Source organism: Roseibium denhamense (assembly GCF_009711415.1).
GTDB lineage: Bacteria > Pseudomonadota > Alphaproteobacteria > Rhizobiales > Stappiaceae > Roseibium > Roseibium denhamense.
The window spans coordinates 26445-52288 of record NZ_SMLZ01000106.1 but is presented as its reverse complement, the minus strand read 5'-3'; the positions used below and the strand labels follow the sequence as shown (position 1 = coordinate 52288).

Sequence of the window (25844 nt, the reverse complement as noted above, 5' to 3'; positions counted from 1 at the left end):
TCGTACGGTCCGGTTCCTGGCGCGGTCTGCGCAATCACTTCTTGCTGACGCTTCGCCATGCGGCAAAGGCAAACGCTACAAAAAGCGCCGCCAAAAGCAGATGTGCGATCTCAGGTATTGATAGTCCGAACATGCCTTGATCCCGGCCAGCAGAGTTAGGGACTTCCAATTTTCACTGCTTCTAAAGCTTAGGTGCCCAGGTCATCAGGTCAATATTTAGAGCCCCACAAATTCCCTAGAGCTGAAAGAGGCGATGTTTCTTCAAAAGCTCAATCAGAACCTCGCGGGCATGTTGCCTGTGCGTGCGGTGCTGCTCGCGCGCATGGGTGCAGTCGCCGGTCCGGATTGCTTCGTAAACCACTCTATGGTCCTGGTTCGACTTGATTGGCAGCGGACGGATGTAAAGGGTCATGGCCCTGGCCCGGCGGACCTGGTTCGCCATCATGGCGACGATGTTTTGAATTCTCGAGTTCCCACCAAGGCGAACAAGCTCGGTGTGGAATGCATCATCTGCCTTCGCCCAGGCGTCCCTGTCCTCACGCTCCAGTGCCGTGTCCATCGCCTCAATTGAAGACTTTAGCGCGGCAAGATCCTTTTCGGAGTATCCCTTCCGGGCGGCTTCTTCTGCGGCCAGGCTCTCAAGTTCGGTCAGAACCGCATAGATTTCCTCCATATCCGTTAAGGAAAGCGAGGCAATGCGGACGCCTTTGCGTGGCCGCACTTCCAGAAGGCCCTGCTGGGCCAGCAGCAGCGTGGCCTCCCGCACAGGGGTCCGTGACATGCCGAGGAGGCCTGCCAATTCGCTTTCCAGATGATCCGATCCGGCTGCAAGCTCGCCGTCAAAAATCAGTTGCCGGATTTTTTCCATGGCCTGCGTTGTGATTGTCTTCGGTTTTGACGGGTCAAGCATCGGCAAATTCCCAAATTTTCCGCCCCACCCGATCAGATTCGTAAATCGCGCGCTCGATCGCAATCACCCGCAGGTAGTCCCTAGCCCGGTTTTCCAAGGGTTTGCCATCAAGGACCCCGTCCACGACGTGATCTATCAGCGCTTTCACGCAATCGCCGCCAAACCCTTGCCAGGTCTTTGCTTCCAAAAGAGTGCTCTCCTTCAGGCTGCCGAAATTGCGTAGCCGTACGCTTCCGTCCCCGCAGAGTGTCAATGTCCCCTCGGTGCCTTCAACGATTGCTTCGCCAAGGGTTGTCCGGCAGTTGTCTGCGGCGTGATCGAGCAACCTGTTCCCGTCAAAGAGAGCCCTGACACCGTTTTTGTAATCAAATACGAAATAGCCCGCATCTTCACCTTCTATCACCGGATTGAGGCGGCGAAGGTCAGCATAGACGGCTTCGGGGTCACCCAGCAGGTACCGGAAGGTGTCAATCCAGTGAACTCCAGTTTCGTGAATGAGCAATTTGGGCATTGTCTGGAAGTAGGGCTGACGGTCCAAATATGCGTCCGGGCCTTGACCGTCTCCCGTCCGAAGACGGAACGTGAGTTGCAGGACATTGCCCAACAGTCCGCTGTCAATCGCTTGCTTGAATGTTCGGTACCATGGCTGGAACCGGAAATTTTCATGGATGACAAGTGTAGCGCCAGCCTCGTCGGTCCTTTTCACCGCTTCTTTGGCCTCGGCGAGTGAGCCGCAAAACGGTTTCTGACAGATGATGATGCGGACACCATTGGCAATGGCCAGTGTGATCGCTTCAAGATGCGTATGTGGCGGTGTAATCACATCCAGAAGATCCGGACGAGCCATTTTCAACATGGTGTCCAATGAGGAAAATGCTGCAAGCCCCGTTGCCTTTGCTTTTTCCTGATCCCGATCACAGGCGCCCACCAGCTTAATACGGTCATTCCGGCGCCAGGCATCATAGTGAAACTGCGCAAAATAGCCTGCGCCCAGGCAAGCAACCCGCAAGGTCTGCGCTCCGTTTTTCATTCTATCTCCCTCGCGATCTGACGCCAGCATCGGATTGGTTTCCCGCAATGGCCGCATCCCGATCCGATTGCATGGATTTTTGATAGTGCACACGAGCAGCGTTGACAAGGGATTGAATAGCGTATACGCAAATCAATGTGCAAACCAATACGGCCTGTGGAGGGGCCGTGGGAGGAAACCGAAATGCTGGACAAAAAACTTCTAGGACGCCTCTTTGCGGGCGTTGCTTTTCTTGCAGTTGGAGTAAGCGGGGCGTTTGCCGCGGAAACGCTCCGTTTCAGCCACACAGACAACCCGGGGGGATCCCGCCAGGCGGCGGCTGAACTGTTTGCCGAAAAGGTCGCCGAATACACTGATGGCCGCTACGAAGTGCAGGTATTCCCATCAGGTCAGTTGGCGAATGACCCTAAGGCGATTGAGCTTCTGCAATTGGGGGGGATCGATTTTACGGTGTCGGCCACTGGAAGCTATGCAACGCACCTTCCGTCATTGAACCTCACCGCCATGCCCTTCCTCGTAGACACGTATGAGCAGGGCTGGGAACTCTATGACAATTCGGAATGGCTCCAAGGCGAATTCGAAGAACTGCCGGAAAAAGGTTTCCGGGTGTTGTCGACCTGGGAAGCCGGTTTCCGCAGTTTCACAACCAACGAACCGCTGAGATCCCCTGAGGATGCAAAATCAATGAAAATGCGGGTTTTCCCGAACGACATGATCCGGTGGTCCATGGAAGCAATCGGTTTCCAAACCGTCGTCATGCCAATCACGGATGTTTACCTTGCGATCCAGCAAGGCATCGTCAACGGGCAAGAAAATCCGGTCGACACCATCAGATCCCTTCGTTTCTACGAAGTCGCGCCCAACATCACGTTGACGCGTCATGTTTACAGCCCGCTTCCGCTGACGATCGCGGAAAAGACCTGGCAATCCTTTTCGGAAGAAGATCAGGCTGCCGTTTTGAAAGCAGCCGCCGAATCCGCGGCTTTCAGCCGTAACCTGGTTCAAAGTTCCGTCGACAGCCAGTTGTTGGAAATGCAGGAAGAAGGCGCTGTTGTCAGTGTTCCGAAGATCGGCCCGTTCCGTGAGGCTGTCCAGTCCGTCTATGCCAAGGCCAAAGATGTTTACGGCGACGAAGCCGTCGACAAGATCCTCGCCGACGCGGCGGCGATCCGCGAGGCCCTCCCAGCCCAAAACTGATCGAGCATTTGGGCGTTACTGAGCCGGAGCCTGACATCTCACCGGTGGAGGTTCCGGCACTTTTTCGAAAGTTAAAGCCTTGGATTACCGTGATCATTATCCGGCGGCACTGCGGTTGCTCAGCCATCTCGTTGACGTGTGTCTTGCTCTTGCCGGTCTGGCAATCGTTTCGCTTGTCTTTTGCAATGCATTCCTGCGTGGCTTTGCAGGATTTGACCTCGCCTGGTCGCTTGAAGTGACCAGTTTCCTCTTGTTGTGGAGCACATTTATCGGTTGCGCGGCGGCGATTGCCCGCGGGGCGCATATGCGGGTGACGGAAATCGTCGAAAGCCTGCTGCCGCGCCTGGTGCAACGCGGCCTGTCGATTATCATTGACGCCATCATCGCGGCGCTGCTGATCAGCCTCATCTACACGGGCTTCAACATCTCGCTCCATACCTGGGCGCAAAAGACGACCGTTCTGTACTGGCCTGTGGGGCTCCTTTACGCCTCCATGCCGGTCGGCATGACCCTGAGCCTGATTTTCCACCTGTTCAACATGGTGTTCGATATCCGGAACCCGGTCATTCCGAAGTCTACTCACTCCGACGGTGGTGAGGCGCTCCTATGATCTTGCTTTTTGTTGTCGCGGTTTTCCTCACGACCGTCTTCTTGGGAATTCCGCTCGTCTGGGCGATTCTGATCACAGCAGTCCTTCCGATTTTTGTGTTTGATCTCGGATACCCGCTTCAAGCCTTGTTCCTGAACTTCATCGGGGGCGTCGAGCCAAACCACTTTCTTGCGATCCCGCTGTTCATCGTCGCGGGCGAAATGATGAGCCGGGGCGGCGTCGGCCTCCGGATCATAGGTTTTGCAAGGGCCGCCTTCGGCTTCATGGCTGGCGGTCTGGGCATGGTTGTTGTCGGAGCATCGATGATCTTCGGAGGAATTTCAGGATCTGCGATTGCAGATTCTGCGGCCATCGGTTCCGTCATGATCAAGAACATGTCCCGTGAAGGCTACAACAAGGCCTTTGCCGCCGGACTGGTCGCAGCAGCCGGTACGATCGGGATTATCATTCCCCCTTCTATTCCCATGCTGATTTACGGCTTTGTTGGCAACGTCTCCGTGGCCGACCTGTTTATTGGCGGCATGGTACCAGGTATCCTGTTTGGCGCGTTTTTCATGGGTGTTTGCTACTATGTGGGCAAGACCACCAATTGCGACCCGGGCGGTAGAACGACAACATTCAAGGAGCTGACATCCTCGTTTATCGGCACGGCGCCCGCCTTGTTGATGCCGATCCTGATCCTTGGAGGCATTTTTACGGGCTGGGTCACACCCACGGAATCTGCGGCGCTGGCGGTAATTTACGGTCTTCTGGTCACGACACTTGTCTATCGCGATTTCCATATCCGGGACCTGCCGCGCCTTCTCATTGATTCCTTCGTGACCAGCTCTGTCGTGATGGTGGTGATCGGGGCAACGACGGTTCTTGGCTGGCTGATTACACTCGAACAGATGCCACAAATCCTGGTTGGGTTCGTGCAGGAGTTTTCAACCGGACCGTGGATGTTCCTGCTCCTGGTCAATATTGTCTTGCTTGTCCTCGGTCTGGTCCTGGATCCGGTACCTGCGATCCTCCTGACCGCTCCGTTGTTCTTGCCGACCGCCAAGATTTTTGGTGTCGACCCAGTCCATCTTGGCGTGATCATGACCTGCAATGTTGCGGTGGGCTTGTTCACACCTCCGGTTGGAGCAACGCTCTACGTCGCTTCCCGTATCTCCGGAGTTGGCGTCCTTTCGATCGCCCGCCGAATGTTGCATCTATATATTGCAGCTCTATTCGCGCTCATGCTCGTGACCTACTTCCCGATCTTCACGATGGGTATGGTCGGGCTGTTCAGGTAGGTTGGGGAGGGTGTTGTGTTTGTGGTGACTGTCACGTTCCAGTTAAAGCCGGGACAGAAAAAGGTGTTTTTGCCTCTGATGACCGAAAACGCCGAGGCTTCGCTCAGGGAAGAGCCAGGTTGCAGGCAGTTTGATGTCTGCACCGACCCGGACCGGCCGGAGGAGGTGTTCCTTTATGAGATCTATGACGATGCAGCCGCGTTCCAGGTGCATCTGGAGACGGAGCATTTTCTAGCCTTTGATCGCAAGATTGCAGGCATGGTCGCAGACAAGTCCGTGAAAACATACAGGAAGGTCGCTCAATGACGCCGTGGGAAGTCTTTGCGATCAAATACGCGGAGCGAAACACCCGGACACGCCGGGACAGCTTCCTGTTCGACGACAATCACGACCAGCCGCATCACATGGACTACTTCGTGTGGGTCCTTCGCCGCGGAAGCGAGACCATTCTTGTCGACACCGGTTACGATCATGATGAAGGGCAAAGACGTGGACGGCCCGTTCTCCAGGATCCGCGGGACGCATTGGCGCCGCTCGGGATTTCGCCTGACGGCATATCGACGATTATCGTCACGCATCTTCACTATGACCATGCCGGTGGGCTAAAGCATTTTCCCGCCGCAACGATCCACTTGCAGGCCGCTGAAATGGCCTATGCAACCGGCCCTTGCATGTGCCATCCGGTTCTGCAGGCCCCGTTCACGGGAGATCATATCTGCGAAGCTGTTCAGCGGCTCTATTCCGGCCGCGTCGTGTTTCACAACGGAGATGGCCAAGTTGCAGAGGGTGTGACTGTTCACCGGATCGGCGGGCATAGTAAAGGACTGCAAGCCGTGCGGGTGCTCACGAGCGCGGGCTGGTTATGCCTTGCCTCCGACGCGTCGCATTACTACGAGAATTTTCTCCGCGCAAAACCCTTTCCGATTGTTGTTGATCTGGAGGATATGCTCGACGGTTTCCAGCGGATCCGTTGGCTGGCAAGCTCTGACAATCTGGTCGTGCCGGGTCATGACCCGCTGGTCCGGACCTATTTTCCGGTCTCCGGCCCGGACCATGTTGTCCGCCTGGATCACGGGCCTTTGCAGGAGATCGGCACATGAAGCTCGGTGTCGTTGCAGACGACTTTACCGGTGCCTCAGACATCGCACTGACTTTGTCGGAAGCGGGCATGCCGACCAAGCAATTTGTTGGCGTTCCCGAAACCACTATTGCGGATAGAAGCGAAGCCGGTGTTGTCAGCCTGAAGACACGAACGGTGGCAGTTGACGACGCAGTGCAGCAGTCCTTGGCAGCCTGCGACTGGCTGTTGGCCCAAGGCTGCTCGCAGATTGTCTTCAAGATTTGTTCGACATTCGATTCCACTGATGACGGAAACATCGGGCCGGTCACGGCTGCACTGGCCAAGCGGCTTGGCGAGCGTTCGGTCATTGTCTGCCCTGCCTTCCCCGAAAACGGGCGGATGGTGTTTCAGGGACATCTTTTCGTCGGCGACCGGCTTTTGAACGAAAGCGGTATGCAAAACCACCCGCTCACGCCCATGAAGGATCCGGATATCCGGCGCGTGCTGGCACGGCAAACATCCTGGCAAATCGCGCATGTGCCCCACCAAACCGTATCAAGGGGCGCCGCCGCCATTGCCAGTCATATCGAAACTGCGTCTGACCGTATGGTTGTGATCGACGCGATTGACTACGGCGATCTCATCGCCATTGGAGCGGCCGCAAAGGGGCGGCGTCTCGTGACCGGCGGATCTGGAATAGCGCTTGGGCTGCCTCAGAATTTCGGGTTCACACCGCAGAGCCAGGAATGGGCCGGTGCCGGAGGGAAAGCCGTTGTGCTTTCAGGGTCCTGTTCTGTTGCAACGCGTGGGCAAGTGGAACGCTATAGGCAGGTTGCGCCAAGCCGGGAAATCAAGATCGAAGACGTTGTTGAAAAAAGATTGTCGCTGCAAGAGCTGGTGGAATGGACTGTCAAACAGGACGTGGCGCCTCTCATCTACTCATCGGCTGATCCGAGCTCCGTCAAAGCCTCTCAAGAGGCATTTGGCAAAGAGGTGAGTTCGGAGGCGATTGAAACACTTTTTGCCAACCTGGCGGCGGCTCTTTCCAATACCGGTGTTGAACGTATTGTAGTTGCCGGCGGGGAGACGTCTGGAGCCGTTGTCTCCGGCGTCGCGGCAACGACCTTGGAAGTTGGACCTCGCATCGCAGCCGGCGTTCCGGCATTGAAGGTCGGTGGCCGGCCGCTTGCCCTGGCACTCAAGTCAGGAAATTTCGGTGGTCCCGACTTCTTCGAAAAAGCGCTGTCGGTTTTGGAGACTGGCGCATGACGAACGTTTCCAAGGCCCGTGAACAGATAGCCATGATGGCCAAATCGATCTTTGATCGCGGTCTCACGCATGGATCGACCGGAAACATCTCCATGCGGCTGGATGACGGAACTCTCTTGGTGACGCCGACCGGGTCTTCCATGGGGTTTCTGGATCCGGGCCGGATCAGTCATTTGTCGGGGACGGGCGAGCTGCTGTCCGGTGACAACCCGACCAAGGAAATGCCTTTGCATGCTGCATTCTACGAGACCCGCGCAGCGACAGGGGCGGTTGTTCACTTGCATGCATGTCATTCAGTCGCCTTGTCGCTGTTCCCTGACATTGATCCTGACAATGTTTTGCCGCCGTTGACGGCTTACGGGATCATGCAACTCGGCAAGGTTCAGCTGCTGCCGTTCTTCGTGCCCGGCGATCCGGCGATGGGCAACGCTGTCCGTGGTCTGGCGGGCAAACGGTCTGCGGTGCTGCTCGCCAATCATGGGCCGGTCGTTGCGGGAAAGGATCTTGAAGCGGCCGTATATGCAATGGAAGAGCTGGAGGCAACCGCCCGGCTCGCGCTCCTGCTGCGCGGCGTGGCTGCGAACGCTCTGAACACGGATCAGATAGCCCAAATTGTCACGAGATTTGATGTTGATTGGACCTAAGGAACTGCACTCATGAAAATTGCGCTCATCAAAGGGGACGGTATTGGCGTTGATGTCGCAGACGCAGCTCTCAAGGTGATTGAGGCGGCGCTTCATAAAACGGGGCAATCGATGCCTCATTATGATGAGATCCAAGCAGGTGCCGGTTATTTTCACGAGACGGGACGCGATATCGAGCCAGGTGGTGAGGAGCGCGCTGAAACCGCCGATGCGATATTCCTGGGCGCAATCGGTCTGCCCTCGATACGCCATGAAGACGGAACGGAAATCTCCCCGCACTTAAGATTGCGGGACCGCTTTGGTCTATACGCCGGGGTTCGCCCGGTCAAAGCCTATCCCAATGCGCCCCAGCGGCTGGCCGATCCAAGAGCGGCTGGGATCGACCTCATTATCTTGCGGGAGTCCACGGAAGGGCTTTTTTACTCGGCTGCTGCCCATAAACGCTCGCTGGTCGTCAACGACGACGAGGTGCAGGACATACTCCGCATTACCCGAAAGACCACCACCAAACTCCACCAGTTCGCGTTTGATCTGGCCCGCAAGCGCCGGAACAAGGGCACATCGGGCAAATTGACATGCGTTGACAAGGCCAATGTGTTCACCTCGCTAGCCTTCTTCCGTCAGATTTTCGATGAGGTCAGGGCAGACAACACTGATGTACCTGTCAGCTACAACTATGTGGACGCTCAGGCGCTCGATCTCGTGCGCAAACCCTGGGAGTTTGATGTCCTGGTGACTGAAAACATGTTCGGGGACATCTTGTCCGACCTGGCAGGCGGTCTTGTGGGCGGTATGGGCATGGCGGCCTGCGCCGAGATTGGAGATGACACCGGCCTGTTCCAACCGGCGCACGGCAGCGCCCCGGATATCATGGGGCAAGACAAGGCAAATCCGCTGGCAGCGATCCTGAGTGGGGCCTTGATGCTGGATTATCTTGCCAGCAAACTCGGGCAGCCTGCGCTTTCCGATGCCGCCGATCTGATCAACCAATCCGTTGAAACCGGTTTTCAGGAAAATCTCTTGCGGCCGTTTGAGTTTGGCGGAGATATGGGAACAAAAGCGATTGCCCGGACCGTTGCCGAAAGAGTCGCCCAGCGCAGCCAGGTCGCGGCGCAATAGCCCGCCGGTCTATACAGGGCTGTTAGTTTCGAAGGTGCCTGTACACCCTCAACTGATAGGCCGTGAAACCGGCCATCGCCAGCGCGTCATGATCGGTAAGGCTTGAGAGTCATGCTTTCTCAAAGTGTGTGGATTCAATTGCATGGATGGCAAGGCTCTGACCGGCTTCCTGCATGGTCAGGTAGGTTTGATCAGCGCCGGCTTCAGTTATTTGCTCGACGTGATTGGCGTGCAGCGCATGGCTGACAATCGTACCCGAAAAGCCACCGCCCCTTAGTCTTCGCGCAGCAATCAGCTTGGCTTCGAGATCGTCCATGGCAAGAACCGCGGCCGAAATGCCCGTCAAATCCACGCTGTTCCAAAAGTTGCTGTCCTCCGCATCGGCGAAGATCACGTTCCGCCCGGCCTTGGTGTGTGCCTCGACCTTGTAGACATCAGCGTCCAGGCCAATAGGCCGGCGACCCCTTTGCACCAAAGCTTTATAGGCGGCTGTTCCGGTCCGGCCCATCCCAAACACCAGGACATTGGCATCGCCAAGGTCTGTTGGTTGCTCGTCCGGATGACGGGTCGACAGTTCGAACCGCTGCAGTTGTTTTTCGTACCGTTCGAAAATCGGATGAGCGAACCTGTTAAGCGGTGCTGCAATGAGAAACGAAACAGACACCGCAATTGCCAGAGGCACGAGATAGTCCTGTGCTGCGGGAATGCCCGCGGCAACGATCAAGCCGAACTCGCTATACGCGGTGAGCGACAACGCGGTGACAAACGACGTACGCGCGCGGAGCTTGAACGCAAGCAGGATGAAGAAAAACAATACGCCTTTGAGCGGCAACAGGACGCCGAGAACCAGCGCGAAGCCGATCGAATTCCAGTCGGGCAGTCCCGACATGCCGATTGAGAGAAAAAAGCCGATCAGGAACACTTCCTTGAGCGCCCATAGGGAGTTCGACAACTCGCCTGCACGTGGGTGGCTCGACAGCAGTAGGCCCATCACCAGGGCGCCAATTTCACCTTTCAAGCCGATGATCTCAAACCCGACACCGCCAATGACCAGGCTCAGCATCATACCGGTTAACAGCAAAACTTCGTCGTGACCGGCCAGATCGAGCAGCTTGAAAAGAACAGGTCTGAGCAAAGGTGTTGCAAAGATCAAAAGGGCCCACGGGCCGGGCAGTTTGCCGGCAAAAATCGCCAGGACAACAAGGGCAATGATATCCTGCACAATGAGAATGCCGATGGCCGTCCGGCCATGGAACGTGCCGAGTTCGCGTTTGGCTTCCAGAATTTTTGCCGACAAGACCGTTGAAGAAAACCCGAGGGCGATCCCGACCAGCAAGGCGCTCATCCAGTCGGACGTAAAGAGCAGCCTGATAATCGGCGTGAACAACACAATCGATACGCCAAAATGGATCAAAGCGCCGCCGATGACCTGCGGTTCGGCAATTTGCCGAAGCTTCAGCTTGAGCCCGATGGTGAACAACAACATCAGGACACCGAGATTTGCAATGTATTCCAGGATCGGGCCTGTCTCGGCGGGCAATCCGAATCTTGGGCCGATTATGTTGATGAAAAATCCCGCAGCCAGGAAACCCACCAGAGGCGGCAGACCGACCTGCCGTACTGCAAGTCCGAACAAGAAGGCAGTTCCGATTGCGAAGACTTCAAAATGCATTTTTGTCTCACATGCTGTTTTCCCGCCCGGGCGGGCTGCTGTCCCAGAGTTGTCTCTTGGTATGCTTGAATTTTCCTAAAACTTTATCTGCACACCGCCGGTGTGTTCAAAACCAAATTTTGAATAACGTGATGGGATGTGCTGCGGCGGAGGCGGCTCGTTGGCGTGTACCTCGTAGCCGGCCAAGGTTGCCAGACATCTTGAGGAATTCTCATCTCGATAGAGGTTCACATTTCTGAGCACCGTATTAGGTGAATTTCAAATGAGATTTATAGTCATCTATGTTTGGGATCACGGGAAACACAGTCATCCCGGAACTCGAAAAAATTGAAGCCATGGGAGCATTGGCTTCAATTTATACCTGGAAGGGCAATGAGCGAAACCGTCAGTATTCAATCACACCATTGGGCCAATGTATGCCGCGATGTAGACGTCAGAAAATGGAGTGGCGGACGGGACTAAGGTCGGATGTTTCCCAATGGTGTTCCATTTGCGGAAGGCGCGCAGCACCATAGGGGGAGAGTGTTAGGGCAACACTTGATGTTATCCTGGGCCAGCCGCCTCTACGCTTTTTAGTAAGTATCCTGATTTTAAGAACTCCTGAATCCAGCCCGAAGAGCATTTGCAAAGGCGCCAACTCGGCGGGGCTGCGCACGACCGGGTGGGAACATGATCTGCAATGGGGTCGGTGGTGCAGAATAGTCTTCGAGCACGGCCACCAGCCGGCCTGCCCGCAAGTCTGGACCAACATCAATTTCGGATTTTTGCGTAATGCCGTGCCCCGCCAGGGCCCAGCGCCGCACAAGGTGGCCATCGTTGACCACTCTATCGCCGCGCACCGTGATCTTTTGCGTGGATGCCCCGGTTCCAAAAAGCCAGACATTGTCAAGGCTCGACCCGAACCGCATGATCAGACAGTTGTGGTTTGCCAGATCTTCCGGCACGCGCGGCGTCCCGTGTTCGTTCAAGTAGGAGGGAGCCGCACAAACGATTCGTCGATAGCGGCCGACCGTTCGCGTGCGAAGGGAGCTATCGGTGATCTCACCGAACCTAAGGGCAAGATCAAATCCAAGGCCGACGATATCGACATAGGCGTCCGACAAGGCCAGTTCGACCGAAATTTCTGGATGATCTTGGCCGAAGCGTTCAATAATGTCAGAGACGAGGCCGCGTCCGAGGTCCATGGGAGCGCTGATGCGGATAGGCCCTGTTAGCATACCAGCACCATGCCGGATGCGTGTATCGAGGTCTTCGATCTCGGCCAGAACCGACTTTGCTCCGTCGAGCAAGGTCCGTCCCTCATCCGTCAGGCTGAGTGTTCGTGTCGTACGATTAAGGAGGACGACTCCATAATACGCTTCCAAAGCTGCAAGCCGTTCCGACACGGTCGTGGCCGAAAGCCCAACTTCTCGCGCAGCGGCAACAAGACTGCCTTTCTGGGCGATGGTCTGGAAAAGCCGAATGTTATCGATCAGCATTAAACGTTTTTTCCGGATTATATTTTCGATGATGCGCCGTTTATCCGGTCACAGCAAGTGGTTAGTTCTCACTCATCAACTTCAAACACCGAAAGATGCCACCATGACCAAGCTAACCATTGTCGCCAATATCCACGCTAAAGAGGACAAGATCGACCTTGTCAAAGCTGAACTGCTGAAATTGCTCTCTATCACGCGCGCGGAAAAAGGCTGTATCAATTATGATCTTCACCAAGACAACGAAAACCCGGCGCATTTCATGTTCTACGAAAACTGGGAGAGCCGCGCATTGTGGCAAGACCACATGAACGCTCCGCATCTTTCGGCCTACATGTTGGCAACCGATGGGGCGGTTGCGCAGTTCACCCTAAACGAGATGACGGAGATCGAATAACACGTAGATCTAGCGCGCAGGACAGCACACGTTTTCTCCCAGGGGGCAGCCATGGCGGTGCCAATGACTGACCCTCACGTGATCAGGAAACCGGGTTTGTGCTGACGAATTCGGTGCGCTTAATCAACGCGCAGGTCCTGCTCGCGTGGGTTCGAACTGTGCGAGATCGGCGAGCCTGAGAAGCTACAGCGACCGTTTTCTGCAGCCAGCGATGCAAAGATGGCAGATTTTGCACGCTTGACATCATACCGGCGCGCTTGCGGTCATCCACAGGCGGTCACATAGGTCAGGCCCACACAAGCGGGAACCCGGTGAAATAGCGGGGTACTTACTCCGTCAAAAGGCAAGACCGCCATGGATTTCCTGACCGCCTCCACCGTCACCAAACCAGGTCTTGGCCTGCTGACGTTTTTCATCGCTGACGCTCAAACTGATGAGATCATCACCTATTTCGGACCGGGTGATGTCATCCCGCACGCAGATCTCGCCGGACGCAGCATCACGATCGGCGCCCAACTGACAGATCCTGAAGGGTCGGTCGGCAGTGTCGAGCTCACGCTTGGGGACACCACCCGCGTGGAAAACTATCCGCCTTTCATGCTCTTCGGCGACAACATGCTGGGCGATTATGGCGAAGGGGTCCTGGACCTGTCCGCCGCGCTTCAGGATATGAGCGTGACGATTTACGAGGGCCGGAACAAGACCGGCGCCGTTCTCGACACATTCCACGTTGAACTCGCGATCCGGCAGGACCCGGAGCAGCCAGCACCGCCGCTCGCCGCCGACGTTTTGGCCAGCCAGTTTGATCAAATCGTCTTCCACTTCGACGGCAACAACAACGATCCGGACGACATCGCAGCGCTGCCAATTGCGGCCCTGCTCGCGGATGCCGCCGGTATCGAGGACAAGACCAGCTTTTTTTACGGCAACAACCTGAGCCAGGCGAATGAAGACGGCCGTCTTGAGGCTCTTGACGCCGGCGGCGCTTTCGCACGCTCCCTCGGCATCAGCTCCTACAACTATCAGGAGGACATCGACGGAACGACGGCACGCCTCGTTTCAATGATCAATTCCGGCCAGTCCGTCCTGATCCTTGAAGGCGGGCCGATGGACGCCACCTACCGGGCGCTGGAGCAAGCGGATCCGGCGAACCTTGCCAATGTCACGCTGCTGTCCCATTCCACCTGGAACCAGGACGCCACTGATATCGACAATCCCAGCTATCCGGGTCTGACGGAAACCCATTCCTGGGCGGACATCCGCATTGAATTTCCGGAAGTGAACTTCATTGAGATTGCCGACCAGAATGGCGGTAACAACAACTTCCGCGGTTTTTACAATCAAAGCTGGTCCTGGCTCGATGAGACCGGCGAACCACTCTACCAGGATGCCCGTGCCATCATGTATCTGGCCGATGAAGGGGTGGATGCCGGAAAGCCGAACGACCCTTCGGACGCGGGCATGCTGTTTTATGCACTCACCGGCGAAGATGACGGCACACCGGCCGATGTTGAGGAGTACCTGTCAGATCCCGCTGCCTACACGCCCAATGACGAAATCGCATCGCCCATCCTCGATGGCGTCAGCATCGGCAAGAACGGGAACGTCGTGATCGAGGCGGAAACGGCCGAGCTGACGGGCAATTGGGCGCTCAGTGACGTGGACGGATCCACAGGGGACGGACTGTTGATCTGGGACAGCCCGACAGATTCCTTCAATCAGCCGCAGGATACCGTTTCGTTCAAGTTCACCGTTGATGTGGACGGCGACTATTACATGTCCTACCGGGGCTGGAAGCCAGACACCGGCGAAAACCATGACCGGAACAACGACTTCTTCTTCCGTTTAAAAACCGCGGACGGCGAGGTCCTGCAGGATCACACCAAGGTTTTCTTCTCCGGCAACTCAGAGCAGTTCCTTTGGGGCACGACGTTCGAATCCAACCACAGCTTTGCCCCGGCCCGGTTCGACGATCTGGTCGCAGGCGAAACCTATATCCTTGAACTCTCGGGCCGGTCGCGGCAGGCCGGCATTGACCGCATTCACCTGAATGAGGGCGAGTTCGACCCGTCGACCTACATCATCGATGGGACAGAGAACGACGATAAGCTCTATGGGACCGATGATCCCGACATCATGAACGGTCTGGACGGCAATGACGATCTGTCCGGCTGGAACGGCGCGGATGTGCTGACCGGCGGGCGCGGAAAGGACATCTTGCGCGGACATATTGGGGATGACACGCTCTACGGCGATCAGGGGGCAGACACCCTTGTCGGGGGACCTGGCGCTGACACGCTCTACGGCGGCTGGGGCAAGGATCAGTTCGTCTTCTATGGGCCGGACCTGATCAACCTGCGGGATGTCGGGTGGGATGTCAGAGCCCTCGATGTGATCGAAGACTTTCAGCTTGGCGTTGATACAATTAAATTCGGGTCTTCTCTCGGTATTGACAGCATGAGCCAGCTGAAAATCAAGGTTCATGACTTTGATGGAGACACCTACGTGTCCGTGAGAGTGAAGGAAACCAAGGACGCGTTCCTGGTGAATGTCGATGACACTATCGAAACATCCGAACAGTTCGTAGCTGAAGACCCGTTCATTTTTTGATGCGGAGCGTGGCGCTGACGGGGTGGAACAAACCCTGTCAGCGCTCGAACCCGCACGGCACGCCCGTCTGGTTAGAATGGTAGTCCGAGGCGCCGTTTACAAAACCAGTAGGCCATTTAGATTTCTATCTATTAAGACGGCTAAACAACGGTTGCAACTACGGCGAGGCAGTCCCCCGGTTTGATCAATCCTGGAAGATGCCGGGCCATCAAAATACCGGGGCGCTTGGCCCGGTATTCGGATGGCTTACGGCCCGTGCTCCCCATAGGCCAGACCTTTGCGAGCAGGTCGCCTTCGATGATGTCTTCGCCAAGGTCAACGACCGGTTCGATCATGCCGCCGGTTTCGCAGAACACGAAACAGCGCTCGTCCGGCATGTCGAGCATGACCGTCGGATGGCGCTCCAACTCACCCTGCAAGATACCGGCATGACACAGGACATTGTGGACGCCCTTTTTGGCAATGGCGATTGAGCGGGCCGTTGCCGTGCCCCCGCCGCCAAGTTCGGTTGTCACGAATACCTTGCCCTTGGTTTCAACGGCGGTGTCATACATGCCGGCATTGTCAATCTCGAGCATGATCGCCGTATAGGGTGCGTTGAACGCTTCAACTGCGGCTACGCAGGCCGCCTGCTGGGCCTTGTTCTCCAGAACATGGGCCGAGGCAAAAGGAACGAAATCGAGGGTTTTGCCGCCGGAATGAAAATCCAGAACGATATCGGCCATCGGAATGAGAACACTGTCGAAATAATGGGCGATCTTTTGCGTGACCGTGCCGTCCGGCCTCCCGGGAAACGACCGGTTCAAGTTTCCCTTGTCGATCGGTGAGGTGCGCGTCCCGGCTTCGAAAGCCGGATAGTTGAACGCGGGCACGATGATGACCCGCCCTCTGATGTCTTCTGGCGTTAGGGTCAGCGCCAGGTTCTGCAGGGCAACCGGGCCTTCATATTCGTCGCCGTGGTTACCGCCGGTCAATAGCGCGGTCGGGCCGTCCCCGTTGCGGATGACAGTGATCGGGATCATCACCGAGCCCCAGGCGGAATCATCCCGGCTATAGGGAAGGCGCAGGAAACCATGATGCGTCCCGTCCCGGTCAAACGGAACGGTGGGGCTGATCGGGTTCTCCGCCATTGCTAGTCCTTCACAAAAAGTTTGCGTGGAACATTGGCAAGACATTCCGGACCGGTCTGGCCGATCACGATGCTTTCGGTGATTTCAAAGCCCCAGTCGTCCATCCAGAGCCCGGTCATGAAGTGAAAGGTCATGTTCTCCTCAAGCACGGTCGTATCACCGCTGCGCAAGGACATGGTCCGCTCCCCCCAGTCCGGCGGATAAGACAGGCCGATTGGGTATCCGGTCCGGTTGTCTTTCGTGATGCCATGGCGCTTCAAAACCTTGAAAAAGGCATGGGCAATGTCCTCGCAAAGGTTCCCCGCCTTGGCGACTTCCAGACCGGCTTCCAGGCCTTCCAGCACGGCCTGTTCCGCATCCAGAAACTTTTGCGGAGGCGTGCCAAGATACAGCGTGCGAGAGAGCGGGCAGTGATACCGGTTGTGCACACCGGCGACTTCGAAGAACGTTCCCTCGTCAACCCGCATAGGCTGGTCGTCCCAGGTTAAGTGCGGGGCAGCCGCATCGCTGCCGGAGGGTACCAGCGGGACAATCGCGGGATAGTCACCGCCAGCGCCGATATCCGGATTATACCTCAAAGTGGCATCATAGATTTCAGACACAAGATCGCTTTTGCGCAGGCCCGGCTCGGCCTTTTCCAGGATCCGCTGGTGGATTTTTTCCACCTTGCGACCGGCAAGGCGCATATAGTCCAACTCACGTGATGACTTGACGGCCCGCTGCCAGTTCACCAGCGCAGTAGCATCCTGGAAACGGGCATTGGGCAGATGCTTCTGCAAACACGCGAAAGCGGCCGCCGAGAAGTAATAATTGTCCATCTCCACGCCGATGCGTACCGCACCCACACCCCTTTCTTCGATCAGGGCGGAGAGGACTTCCATGGGGTGTCGTTCGAATGACTGAACATAGTGATCGGGATAGCCGATAATATTGTCCGGATGCATGAAACACGTGCGCAGCGCGCCATTTGCATCCTGTCCGCGGCCAAACCAGATGGGGTCTCCATCCAGCCCAACAAGAACCGCCTGGTGCACGTAAAACGACCATCCGTCATAGCCGGTCAGCCAGTTCATGTTGGAAGGGTCGGAAACGATCAGCAGATCCAGGCCTGCCGCGTCCATCGCCTTCCGCGTTTTGGCGACCCGCTGGTCATATTCATCTCTTGAAAATCGAAGGGTCACGTCATGCATGCTGGCCGTCCTCTCGTCAGGCGTTGATTTTTGTGCCGGCGTTGACCTTCAGCGCTTGCGCCCGCGCGAAGGTCGCAATTGCTGTGTCCTGAACACCCGTGCCGGTCAGGTCACAGATCGTAATCTCGGCATCCGACGTGCGGCCCTTGGCCTTGCCCGAAACGATGTCTCCGAGTTCACTAAAGACCGTCCCGGATGGGACAGCGCCGGCCGCCAGAGCCGCCCGCAGCTCTCCCATCAATTCGGTCTGCGATTGCCGGTCGGGAACATAAAGATCGGCCCGCTTGAGGCATTCAGGGTCCAGTTCGTTTTTGGTGTGCTGGTCCGACCCCATGGCAGTGACATGCTGGCCGGGGCGTAGCCAGTCCGCTGAAATCAAGGGCTGTGTGCTTGGCGTCGTGGTGACGATGACATCGGCTTCACGGACCGCCTGTGACAGATCGTCCGCAGCTGTGACCTCTATCCCCAGAAGCGCGGACAGTTCTGCTGCGGCCGCAGTTCCCTTTCCGCCAACACGCGCCCAAATCTGCGCATGCGTGATCGGACGAACGAGGCACAGGGCCTGCAATTGCAGTCTTGCCTGGAGACCGGCCCCGACAATGCAAGCCCGCGATGCCTCTTTTACTGCAAGGTGTTTGGCGGCAACGGCCCCTGCGGCGGCTGTCCGGACCTCCGTCAGGTAGCCATTGTCGAGCATCACGGCTTCGACGAAGCCGGTCTTGGCAGAAAAAAGGATCATCAAACCCGAATTGCTTGGCAGACCGATCTTCGGGTTGTCGAAAAAGCCTGGAGATACTTTGAACGCAAAGCTCTCAAGCCCGGGCACATAGGCTGTCTTGGCATCCACCTCGCCGTTGAAGTCCGCAATCTCCATGGAGAGAATCGGCGGCATGACGACCTGCCCGCTTGCCAGGGCCGCAAACGCCCGTTCGATCTGCTCAATCGCTTCAATGTTCAGCGGGACCGCCTTGCGCAGCTCGGTCTCTGTCAAAATGGATATCTCGGGCATCTGTTATCCTTTTGTTTCTTCGGCCAGATCCACGTTTTCCCCGCCGATGATCCGATGATGCAGGCTCATGTCGATGTTGCACCCGGACAGAAGCATCACAACCGGTCCCTCCGGTTTCAAGTCACCATTTAAAAGTGCTGCGATGCCGACAGCGGCGCCGCCTTCGATGACCTGCCGCTCCTGCCAATAGGCATGGCGGATGCCCTCTGCGATCTCGGTCTCCGGCAACAGAATGACCTGGTCGACAAGGTCCCGAGCAATTTGAAAGGTGTATTGGTTTTGGAGGCAATTCCGCCGCCGAGCGAGTCCGCAAGGCTCGGTTCTTCGGTGACCTGGACCGGGCGGCCCGCCTTCAGCGACGCGGCCATGGCCGCGCCCCGCTCCATGGACAGACCGATGATTTTGACTGCCGGATTTGTTTCTTTGGCCGCAGCAGCAACGCCTGCGATCAGGCCCCCGCCGGACAAGGGAACCAGGATTGTATGCGCATCCGGAACGTCTTCCATGATTTCAAGACCAAGCGTTCCCTGACCGCAGATGACATCGTGATGATCGAATGGCGGGACAAGCGTCAGTCCGTTTTCGGCGACCAGACGGTCTGCCTCCAATTGCGCCTCATCCTGGGAGGCACCGGTAATGACGATCTGCGCCCCAAGCTCCCTGATCGCCTCAACCTTGTTCTGCGGTACGAGCTTTGACATGCAAATCGTGCAATCAACGCCCAATCGTTTGGAGGCAAACGCCAGAGCACGGCCATGATTTCCGGTCGACACACAGACAACGCCGCGCCGCCGGGTGTCCTCATCCAGCTGCAAAAGAGCGTTGGTTGCCCCGCGCAGCTTGAAGCTCCCTGTCGTTTGGTGGTGCTCCATCTTCAGAAAAACAGGCACACCCGTCCGTTCAGACAAACTGGGCGAGGGGACCATTGGGGTCCGCAAAACCGCGCTTCCAATCCGTTCCCTGGCCGCTGAAAACTGGGTCAGCTGAAACTGTTGCCCCGGCATCACTGCGGCCCGAAGTCAAAGGTAATTTCAAATTTGAAGAGTAACAGCATGCCGCGCTCCAGCTGACGTGTTTCGCCGACACTGAAGAAAGCACAATTACAGGTCAATCAGAATATTAAATCATGACAATTTGAACGTTTCACCCAACGATCAAAAAACGGGGAAACCCGGCTCCGGCCGACTGTGCCAGATCAGCGCGAGCTGCTCCAGGCCAAACACAAGATGGTCTTCATCCGCAGTTCCAAGGCACACCCGGATGCCAGGCTTTGTTTGCGCCTCGGGAAGCGCGAAGGCAGAACCGGGCGCGACAACGATCCCCTTTTGGCGCGCTGTTTCGATAAACGCATCCTCAGTCCATTCACCGGGGAGGGGCAACCAGATATGCAGGCCGTTTGAACTGCTGTTGAACGGAATGGGAGACAAAATCTCCCGCACGAGCTGGTTGCGCCGGTCAAGTGTCTTCTGCTGCCAGGACAGCAGTTCGGCCGCCGTCCCGTCCTCAATCCAGCGCGCAGCGATATCCGCCATCAATGGTGTTGCGGTCCAGTCCGTTGCCAGATGACGGTTCGCCGCCGCCTGTGCCTGTGTGTCCGGCATGACCAGATACCCGTGGCGCAATCCGGGAAGCAGGCATTTGGTGAAGCTGGTGAAATAGGCAGTCCGCTCCGGCGCCAGGGAAGCAATTGGCGGGAGTCGGTGCTCCTGCACCGGGCCCCAGGCATCATTCTCGATGATTGCGATATCGTAGCGGCGGGCAATTTCAACAAGTTGGCTGCGCCGCTCCAGGCCCATAGTCAACGCCATTGGGTTCAATCCGTTCGGCAGCACGAACAACGCCTTGACCTGCGTCTTCCGGCAAGCGGCCTCCAGTCCATCCGGTGTTATACCCTCCTGATCGGTGTTGAGACCCATAAGCCTGAAACCCAGATACTGGGACTGACGCAGAAGCGGGTGATGGCACGTCTGGTCAGAAACCACCAACCCGCCCCCGGCAACGGTCAGCAGCGCTGTTGTCATGGCCGAGCTGCTGCCATTGGTCATCACGATTTGCTCTTGAGAGCAGGACAGTCCGCAGGTTTCAAGCCAGGAAATCGCAGGCGCAAGATAGGGCCGCAGAGCGTTTGCCGGCCGGAACGAAAACAGGGCTGACGGTGTCATGTCTTGCGACAACGCCGAGAGCGTTGCGCGCATGCGGTCCACATGGATTTGGCCACCGACCGGCTTCAGGTTCGAAAAATCAATCAGCTGATCGCCCTGAGCGGCCTGGATATAGGGCGGCTGGGTCTCGAGCCGCTTGGCACTCACATAGGTGCCGCGCCCGACATGGCCGCTCGCCATCCCCCGCTGGATCAGCAAGTCATACGCCCGGCTGACCGTTTGCACGCTCAAGCCAAGCATATGCGCAAGATCCCTGTGCGGCGGCAGCTTGTCTCCGGTGGCAAGCTCTTCTCTTTTAATGGCGGCCGTCATGAAATCCGCCAAGGACCGGTAAGCCGGGCGGTCAAACTTCTCCGGTGCGGAGTTCCAAATTGTCATGGTTTATCATGCCGTACTTTCATGACAATTGACAAGGGGCCTGTTGTTGCCCATGGTCCCGCCATGATTGGGCTTAAACTCGACGACCGCGATTTGAAAATCCTGTCCATTCTGTCCCGTGAGGGCAGGCTGTCAAAGGCGGATCTTGCAAAGCGCGTCAATCTTTCTCCGACACCGCTTTGGGAGCGGCTCAAGCGACTTGAAAAAGCCGGAGTGATCCGCGGGTACAGCGCAGACATCTCCTTGAAAGGCGTCGCGCCGCATATCGAGGTTTTCGTGACCCTCGAACTGGAAAACCACAGAGCCGAGAGTTTCCAGGCCTTCGAACAGTCAATGGGCCGGCATGACGAGATTGTTGCGTGCTGGGCGATTGGAGGCGGCTTTGACTACGTGCTCCAGATCATCACACGGGACATCGACAGCTATCAGAGGCTGATCGACACGCTGCTCGACGGAAAGGTCGGCCTCGCCCGGTATTATACCTATGTGGTTACAAAACCGGTCAAACTGCGCGGTGCGCCGCCACTAGAATTCCTGCTTGACGGAGCAAGACCAGACGGACCTGCTGACGGCAGCGGCGATTAGCACATAATCGTCTGCTCGGCGGGCGATGTTTGGTCGTTTCCTCCGCACCATCGCCCATACGATCCGGTCATGAAATGGGAGACCGGATCGATGGAAATGCCTGTTCGCCAAACTGCGGCAACACTTCGCTTGGACGACAAACGCCTTTTTCGTCCCTTTGCCTATATCGACGGGAAATGGATCGCGAATGCAGCCGGCGGCACGATCGCCGTGACCGATCCGGCGACCGGGGATGTGATCGGGGAGGTTGCAAGCCTTTCGGCAAGCGAGAGCACGCGCGCTGTTGAGGCAGCCGACAAGAGCTTTGCGGACTGGGCCGCATTACTGCCGCAGAAGCGGGCCGCGATCCTCCGGCGCTGGTTCGAATTGATCACGGAACACCGCGAAGATCTGGCCCAGATCATGACCCATGAACAGGGCAAGCCGATTTCCGAAGCGCGCGGGGAAATCGACTACGGCGCGTCCTTCGTGGAGTTTTATGCAGAAGAAGCCAAACGCCCCAATGTGGAAGGCGTGACGTCCCATCTGCCCGATGCGGAAGTGGAAGTCTGGCTGGAACCGCTCGGGGTCGCCGCGCTGATAACCCCCTGGAACTTCCCAAGCGCCATGGTCACGCGCAAGGCTGCGGCGGCGCTTGCCGCCGGGTGCACGGTCGTCATCCATCCTTCCGCCGAAACACCTTTTTCGTGCCTGGCGCTTGCGGAACTCGCCGAACGGGCAGGGGTCCCCGCCGGCGTTTTCAATGTCGTAACAGGCGCGCCGGAGGCGGTCGTTGGCCCCTGGATGAAAGATGTCCGCGTTCGGGCCCTGTCCTTCACCGGCTCAACCGACATCGGCAAGCTGCTCTACCGGCAGAGCGCGGATACGGTGAAACGCATGGTGCTGGAACTGGGCGGGCATGCGCCGTTTATCGTTTTTGCCGACTGCGATCTGGACCTTGCCGTGGAGGAGGCCATCAAGGCCAAATTCGCCACCTCCGGCCAGGATTGCCTCGGCGCGAACCGGTTTTTGGTGGAACGGCCGGTCTATGAGGCTTTTTGCGACCGCTTCGCCGCCCGTACCCGGCAGCTGACCGTCGGACCGGGGCTGGATGACCCCGATATTGGCCCGCTGATGAACAGCCGGGCCATCCGCAAGCAGGACGACCATGTAGCTGATGCGCTTGAGGCCGGAGCAAAACTGCTCAGCGGCGGGAAAGGGCATGATGCAGGTCCGCTTTTCTATGAACCGACAGTGTTGAGCGATGTTCCCGGCACAGCCCGGATCATGCGGGAGGAAACCTTCGGGCCGGTGGCGGCCATCGCCCCGTTCGACAGTGAAGATGAAGCCCTGAGCCGCGCCAATGAGACCGAATACGGACTGGTTGCCTATGTGCATACCAGCGATCCGCGCCGGATCTACCGGGCCAGCCGCACCTTGCGCTTCGGCATGGTCGCCGTGAACAGGACCAAGGTCACAGGCGCGCCCATTCCCTTTGGCGGCATGAAGCAATCCGGCCTCGGCCGGGAAGGTGCCCGCATGGGAATGTCCGATTTTATGGACGTCAAATATGTCTGCCGGGATTGGGCATAACAAACACACAAAGAGGACCGGATATGCTCCGAAACGACAAGCTTGATCAGTGGGATCGCGAAAACTTCTTTCACCCCTCGACACATCTTGCCCAGCATGCGAGGGGCGAGGCCCCGAACAGGATCATCGAGACCGCGTCCGGTGTTCACATCGAGGACCGGGATGGCAACAAACTGCTGGATGCGTTCGCAGGTCTTTACTGCGTCAACGTGGGCTATGGGCGGCAGGAGATCGCAGACGCCATTGCCGAGCAGGCGAAGAAGCTCGCTTATTATCACGCCTATGTCGGCCACGGCACGGAAGCTTCGATCACCCTGTCGAAAATGATCCTCGACCGCGCACCGGACAACATGTCCAAGGTCTATTTCGGTCTCGGCGGGTCCGATGCGAACGAAACGAACATCAAACTGGTCTGGTACTACAACAACATTCTTGGCCGTCCGCAGAAGAAGAAAATCATCTCCCGCTGGCGCGGTTATCATGGCTCCGGCCTGATGACCGGCTCGCTCACCGGGCTGGAGCTGTTTCACAAGAAGTTCGACCTTCCCTTCGACAATGTGCTGCACACCGAAGCGCCCTATTACTTCCGGCGTCCGGACGTGAACATGAGCGAAGCCGATTTCGTTGCCCATTGTGCTGCGGAACTGGAAGCCCTGATCGCGCGAGAGGGCGCCGATACGATTGCAGCCTTTATCGGTGAGCCGGCTATGGGCACCGGTGGTCTCGTGCCGCCGTCGGCCGGTTACTGGGACGCCATCCAGCCCATCTTGAAAAAGCACGATATTCTGCTGATCGCGGACGAGGTCGTGACAGGCTTTGGCCGCCTGGGATCCATGTTCGGATCCGGTCATTATGGGATCGAGGCCGATATCATCACGATCGCCAAGGGGCTTACCTCGGCGTACGCGCCGCTGTCCGGATCGATCATTTCAAACCGGGTCTGGGACGTGCTAATGAAGGGAACCGATGAAACGGGCCCGATTGGCCATGGCTGGACCTACTCCGCGCACCCGATTGGCGCGGCGGCCGCCATTGCCAATCTGAAGCTCGTAGACAGCCTGGGGCTGGTGTCGAATGCCGGAGAGACCGGCGCATACCTCAAGCAGGCACTGACTGAGGCAATTGGCGATCATCCGAGTGTCGGTGAAATCCGCGGCGAAGGCCTGCTGATCGCGGCCGAGTTTGTTGAAGACCGGGAGACCAGAACTTTCTTCGATCCGTCCCGCAAGATCGGACCGGCCCTTGCCACAGCTCTCATTCAAAACGGGGTGATTGCTCGCGCCATGCCCCAGGGAGACATTCTTGGCTTCGCACCCCCGCTTTGCCTGACCAAGGAAGAAGCCGACATCATCGCCGCAGCCGTCAAAAATGCGGTCACGACCGTGCTCGGCTAAGGCCTTTGGCGGGAGCTGGACCTCCGGCTCCCGCCCCGGCCTGCCAACCGGCACCCCACATTCCAAGTAGAGGCTGTCACTTCCCATATGCAACGGTTGACAAGAGGCCGGCCTGTGCTGAAGGCTCAAACAGTCTTTCCCGGGGTAATTGCCGTGCGTATGCGCTCGAATGTCAACGAAACTCAGTTTGTGATTGGAGAAAAAAGCGCTTTCACGGCCAGCGAGATGTTTTGGGTCTGAGTGGTCGTTGCCTGGTGTTGAAAACACAGCTTTAAACCGGAAACGCGGCTTGCTCGGTGTGATCCGGCCGAAAGGTCTAGTGATCAAGAAGCGAAGCGCCACATCCTGCAGATTCGTAGTTAGCAAATATGGCGGAGAGAAAGTCCGCTTATATTTGAGTCTCAATCTCGATCAATCGATTTCACGCACTATGGTTATAGCATTATAATTCAACAACTAATTGACCTTCCGCGTTTCCTTTTCGTTTCTATCTCTATCATCATGAGGCAGCAAATATCGCGCCGTGTGATGGTCTGGATGATGGGCTAAATTGTTTCGGCCACGACGCGTTGGGAGACAGGCGATTGCTGACAGATGCCAAGGCCAGGAAGATCAAGCCTGGCGACAAGCCGGTCTCTGATGGGGTTGTTCAAGGGCTCTATCTCTTTCCCGGAAAGTCAGTCGGCAAGGCAAAGTGGGTATTCCGGTTTGTGTCGCCTGAAACCGGCAAGCGTCGCGACATGGGGCTTGGGAGCTATCCGGCCGTCCTGCTGAAGGAAGCTCGAGACAAAGGCCTTCAGGCGCGGCGGTTGTTGGAGAACGGCAAGGACCCACTGAATGAACGAGATAGGCTTTTGGAAACCGAGCAGCGCAAGATGTCTTTGCCGACATTTGCAGAGGCAGCGCGCAAGGTTCACGAGGACCTGAAGGCGGGATTTCGAAATGAAAAACACTCCAACCAGTGAATTAACACGCTGGAGCAATACGTGTTTCCGTCGATCGGCAGTATTCAGGTATCCAACCTGTCTCCTGCGGATTTCGCCGGCGCGCTGAAACCGATCTGGCTGGAAAAGCCGGAAACGGCCTCACGTGTCAAACAGCGGTGCGATGCCGTGATGAACTGGTGTGCTGCGCATGGTTACATCATGGCA

23 protein-coding genes and 1 pseudogene are annotated in these 25844 nt (G+C 57.2%); 15 read left to right on the top strand and 9 right to left on the bottom strand.

Going from position 1 to position 25844, the window contains the following annotated elements; all coding sequences use genetic code 11:
* Positions 1 to 235: 235 nt before the first annotated feature.
* On the bottom strand, positions 236 to 910 hold the full coding sequence (locus E1180_RS10030; RefSeq protein WP_155191043.1) for a GntR family transcriptional regulator: 675 nt from the start codon (positions 908 to 910) through the stop codon (positions 236 to 238).
* A complete protein-coding gene (locus tag E1180_RS10025; RefSeq protein ID WP_155191042.1) occupies positions 903 to 1940 on the bottom strand; it encodes a Gfo/Idh/MocA family protein in 1038 nt (345 codons plus the stop codon). The genes E1180_RS10030 and E1180_RS10025 overlap by 8 nt, the downstream gene beginning before the upstream one ends.
* Positions 1941 to 2123: 183 nt before the next feature.
* Between E1180_RS10025 and E1180_RS10020 the strand changes: the two genes are divergently transcribed.
* The 8 genes from E1180_RS10020 to E1180_RS09985 all read left to right on the top strand — a co-directional run bounded on the left by E1180_RS10020 (position 2124) and on the right by E1180_RS09985 (position 9119).
* Complete coding sequence (locus E1180_RS10020; protein WP_155191041.1) at positions 2124 to 3137, top strand: TRAP transporter substrate-binding protein; 1014 nt, start codon at positions 2124 to 2126, stop codon at positions 3135 to 3137.
* Positions 3138 to 3216: 79 nt separating this feature from the next.
* Complete coding sequence (locus E1180_RS10015) at positions 3217 to 3747, top strand: TRAP transporter small permease (RefSeq protein ID WP_155191040.1); 531 nt, start codon at positions 3217 to 3219, stop codon at positions 3745 to 3747.
* On the top strand, positions 3744 to 5027 hold the full coding sequence (locus tag E1180_RS10010) for a TRAP transporter large permease (protein ID WP_155191039.1): 1284 nt from the start codon (positions 3744 to 3746) through the stop codon (positions 5025 to 5027). The genes E1180_RS10015 and E1180_RS10010 overlap by 4 nt, the downstream gene beginning before the upstream one ends.
* 15 nt (positions 5028 to 5042) lie before the next feature.
* A complete protein-coding gene (locus tag E1180_RS10005; RefSeq protein ID WP_283404634.1) occupies positions 5043 to 5333 on the top strand; it encodes a putative quinol monooxygenase in 291 nt (96 codons plus the stop codon).
* Positions 5330 to 6127, top strand: a complete 798-nt coding sequence (locus E1180_RS10000; protein WP_155191038.1) for an N-acyl homoserine lactonase family protein — start codon at positions 5330 to 5332, stop codon at positions 6125 to 6127. Before E1180_RS10005 ends, E1180_RS10000 begins: the two co-directional genes overlap by 4 nt.
* Positions 6124 to 7356 carry a 3-oxo-tetronate kinase gene (otnK, locus tag E1180_RS09995; protein WP_155191037.1) on the top strand — a complete coding sequence of 411 codons (1233 nt, stop codon included), beginning with the start codon at positions 6124 to 6126 and terminating at the stop codon, positions 7354 to 7356. The genes E1180_RS10000 and otnK overlap by 4 nt, the downstream gene beginning before the upstream one ends.
* Positions 7353 to 8000 carry a 3-oxo-tetronate 4-phosphate decarboxylase gene (otnC, locus tag E1180_RS09990; protein ID WP_155191036.1) on the top strand — a complete coding sequence of 216 codons (648 nt, stop codon included), beginning with the start codon at positions 7353 to 7355 and terminating at the stop codon, positions 7998 to 8000. The genes otnK and otnC overlap by 4 nt, the downstream gene beginning before the upstream one ends.
* 12 nt (positions 8001 to 8012) lie before the next feature.
* A complete protein-coding gene (locus E1180_RS09985; RefSeq protein WP_155191035.1) occupies positions 8013 to 9119 on the top strand; it encodes an isocitrate/isopropylmalate dehydrogenase family protein in 1107 nt (368 codons plus the stop codon).
* A gap of 109 nt (positions 9120 to 9228) precedes the next feature.
* Here the strand turns inward: E1180_RS09985 and E1180_RS09980 are convergent, their stop codons facing one another.
* Both E1180_RS09980 and E1180_RS09975 read right to left on the bottom strand, forming a co-directional pair.
* Positions 9229 to 10791 carry a cation:proton antiporter domain-containing protein gene (locus E1180_RS09980; protein WP_155191034.1) on the bottom strand — a complete coding sequence of 521 codons (1563 nt, stop codon included), beginning with the start codon at positions 10789 to 10791 and terminating at the stop codon, positions 9229 to 9231.
* A 590-nt stretch (positions 10792 to 11381) separates the two neighbouring features.
* A complete protein-coding gene (locus E1180_RS09975; protein WP_155191033.1) occupies positions 11382 to 12269 on the bottom strand; it encodes a LysR family transcriptional regulator in 888 nt (295 codons plus the stop codon).
* Here E1180_RS09975 and E1180_RS09970 point away from each other — a divergent pair.
* The gene (locus tag E1180_RS09970) at positions 12253 to 12663 is read left to right on the top strand and encodes a putative quinol monooxygenase (protein ID WP_244314028.1); all 411 of its coding nucleotides are present in this window, start codon (positions 12253 to 12255) and stop codon (positions 12661 to 12663) included. The two genes, E1180_RS09975 and E1180_RS09970, sit on opposite strands and share 17 nt — an antisense overlap.
* Before the next feature lie 354 nt (positions 12664 to 13017).
* Positions 13018 to 15273, top strand: a complete 2256-nt coding sequence (locus tag E1180_RS09965; RefSeq protein ID WP_155191032.1) for a hypothetical protein — start codon at positions 13018 to 13020, stop codon at positions 15271 to 15273.
* Between the two features lie 140 nt (positions 15274 to 15413).
* On the opposite strand, the gene doeB is transcribed toward E1180_RS09965, so the two are convergent.
* The 5 genes and pseudogenes from doeB to ehuR all read right to left on the bottom strand — a co-directional run bounded on the left by doeB (position 15414) and on the right by ehuR (position 21142).
* A complete protein-coding gene (gene doeB / locus E1180_RS09960) occupies positions 15414 to 16403 on the bottom strand; it encodes a N(2)-acetyl-L-2,4-diaminobutanoate deacetylase DoeB (protein ID WP_155191031.1) in 990 nt (329 codons plus the stop codon).
* Positions 16404 to 16405: 2 nt separating this feature from the next.
* Positions 16406 to 17593, bottom strand: coding sequence for an ectoine hydrolase DoeA (gene doeA, locus E1180_RS09955; protein WP_155191030.1), 1188 nt, complete (start codon positions 17591 to 17593; stop codon positions 16406 to 16408).
* A gap of 16 nt (positions 17594 to 17609) precedes the next feature.
* Positions 17610 to 18602 (bottom strand): cyclodeaminase, encoded by a 993-nt coding sequence (locus tag E1180_RS09950; protein ID WP_155191029.1) that lies wholly within the window; start codon positions 18600 to 18602, stop codon positions 17610 to 17612.
* 3 nt (positions 18603 to 18605) lie between these two features.
* Positions 18606 to 19606, bottom strand: a pseudogene (eutB, locus tag E1180_RS09945) (hydroxyectoine utilization dehydratase EutB).
* Between the two features lie 150 nt (positions 19607 to 19756).
* Positions 19757 to 21142: a MocR-like ectoine utilization transcription factor EhuR gene (gene ehuR, locus E1180_RS09940; protein WP_155191028.1), complete on the bottom strand. Its 1386-nt coding sequence runs from the start codon at positions 21140 to 21142 to the stop codon at positions 19757 to 19759.
* Between the two features lie 21 nt (positions 21143 to 21163).
* On the opposite strand from ehuR, the gene E1180_RS09935 reads away from it, so the two are divergent.
* The 5 genes from E1180_RS09935 to E1180_RS22765 all read left to right on the top strand — a co-directional run.
* The gene (locus tag E1180_RS09935) at positions 21164 to 21727 is read left to right on the top strand and encodes an Lrp/AsnC family transcriptional regulator (RefSeq protein ID WP_244314027.1); all 564 of its coding nucleotides are present in this window, start codon (positions 21164 to 21166) and stop codon (positions 21725 to 21727) included.
* A gap of 90 nt (positions 21728 to 21817) precedes the next feature.
* Complete coding sequence (locus E1180_RS09930) at positions 21818 to 23299, top strand: NAD-dependent succinate-semialdehyde dehydrogenase (protein WP_208997053.1); 1482 nt, start codon at positions 21818 to 21820, stop codon at positions 23297 to 23299.
* 23 nt (positions 23300 to 23322) lie between these two features.
* Positions 23323 to 24693 (top strand): aspartate aminotransferase family protein, encoded by a 1371-nt coding sequence (locus tag E1180_RS09925; protein WP_155191027.1) that lies wholly within the window; start codon positions 23323 to 23325, stop codon positions 24691 to 24693.
* 584 nt (positions 24694 to 25277) lie between these two features.
* Positions 25278 to 25658: an Arm DNA-binding domain-containing protein gene (locus tag E1180_RS22440; protein ID WP_244314026.1), complete on the top strand. Its 381-nt coding sequence runs from the start codon at positions 25278 to 25280 to the stop codon at positions 25656 to 25658.
* 21 nt (positions 25659 to 25679) lie between these two features.
* On the top strand, positions 25680 to 25844 hold a 165-nt coding region (locus E1180_RS22765; protein WP_425280910.1), incomplete at its 3' end, for a phage integrase central domain-containing protein.

Bases quoted from the DNA above. Each gene is read 5' to 3' on its own strand.
- E1180_RS10030 (WP_155191043.1), bottom strand. From the start codon at position 910: ATGCTTGACCCGTCAAAACCGAAGACAATCACAACGCAGGCCATGGAA.
- E1180_RS10025 (WP_155191042.1), bottom strand. From the start codon at position 1,940: ATGAAAAACGGAGCGCAGACCTTGCGGGTTGCTTGCCTGGGCGCAGGC.
- E1180_RS10020 (WP_155191041.1), top strand. From the start codon at position 2,124: ATGCTGGACAAAAAACTTCTAGGACGCCTCTTTGCGGGCGTTGCTTTT.
- E1180_RS10010 (WP_155191039.1), top strand. From the start codon at position 3,744: ATGATCTTGCTTTTTGTTGTCGCGGTTTTCCTCACGACCGTCTTCTTG.
- E1180_RS10000 (WP_155191038.1), top strand. From the start codon at position 5,330: ATGACGCCGTGGGAAGTCTTTGCGATCAAATACGCGGAGCGAAACACC.
- otnK (WP_155191037.1), top strand. From the start codon at position 6,124: ATGAAGCTCGGTGTCGTTGCAGACGACTTTACCGGTGCCTCAGACATC.
- otnC (WP_155191036.1), top strand. From the start codon at position 7,353: ATGACGAACGTTTCCAAGGCCCGTGAACAGATAGCCATGATGGCCAAA.
- E1180_RS09985 (WP_155191035.1), top strand. From the start codon at position 8,013: ATGAAAATTGCGCTCATCAAAGGGGACGGTATTGGCGTTGATGTCGCA.
- E1180_RS09980 (WP_155191034.1), bottom strand. From the start codon at position 10,791: ATGCATTTTGAAGTCTTCGCAATCGGAACTGCCTTCTTGTTCGGACTT.
- E1180_RS09970 (WP_244314028.1), top strand. From the start codon at position 12,253: ATGTTATCGATCAGCATTAAACGTTTTTTCCGGATTATATTTTCGATG.
- E1180_RS09975 (WP_155191033.1), bottom strand. From the start codon at position 12,269: ATGCTGATCGATAACATTCGGCTTTTCCAGACCATCGCCCAGAAAGGC.
- E1180_RS09965 (WP_155191032.1), top strand. From the start codon at position 13,018: ATGGATTTCCTGACCGCCTCCACCGTCACCAAACCAGGTCTTGGCCTG.
- doeB (WP_155191031.1), bottom strand. From the start codon at position 16,403: ATGGCGGAGAACCCGATCAGCCCCACCGTTCCGTTTGACCGGGACGGG.
- doeA (WP_155191030.1), bottom strand. From the start codon at position 17,593: ATGCATGACGTGACCCTTCGATTTTCAAGAGATGAATATGACCAGCGG.
- E1180_RS09950 (WP_155191029.1), bottom strand. From the start codon at position 18,602: ATGCCCGAGATATCCATTTTGACAGAGACCGAGCTGCGCAAGGCGGTC.
- ehuR (WP_155191028.1), bottom strand. From the start codon at position 21,142: ATGACAATTTGGAACTCCGCACCGGAGAAGTTTGACCGCCCGGCTTAC.
- E1180_RS09935 (WP_244314027.1), top strand. From the start codon at position 21,164: ATGACAATTGACAAGGGGCCTGTTGTTGCCCATGGTCCCGCCATGATT.
- E1180_RS09930 (WP_208997053.1), top strand. From the start codon at position 21,818: ATGGAAATGCCTGTTCGCCAAACTGCGGCAACACTTCGCTTGGACGAC.
- E1180_RS09925 (WP_155191027.1), top strand. From the start codon at position 23,323: ATGCTCCGAAACGACAAGCTTGATCAGTGGGATCGCGAAAACTTCTTT.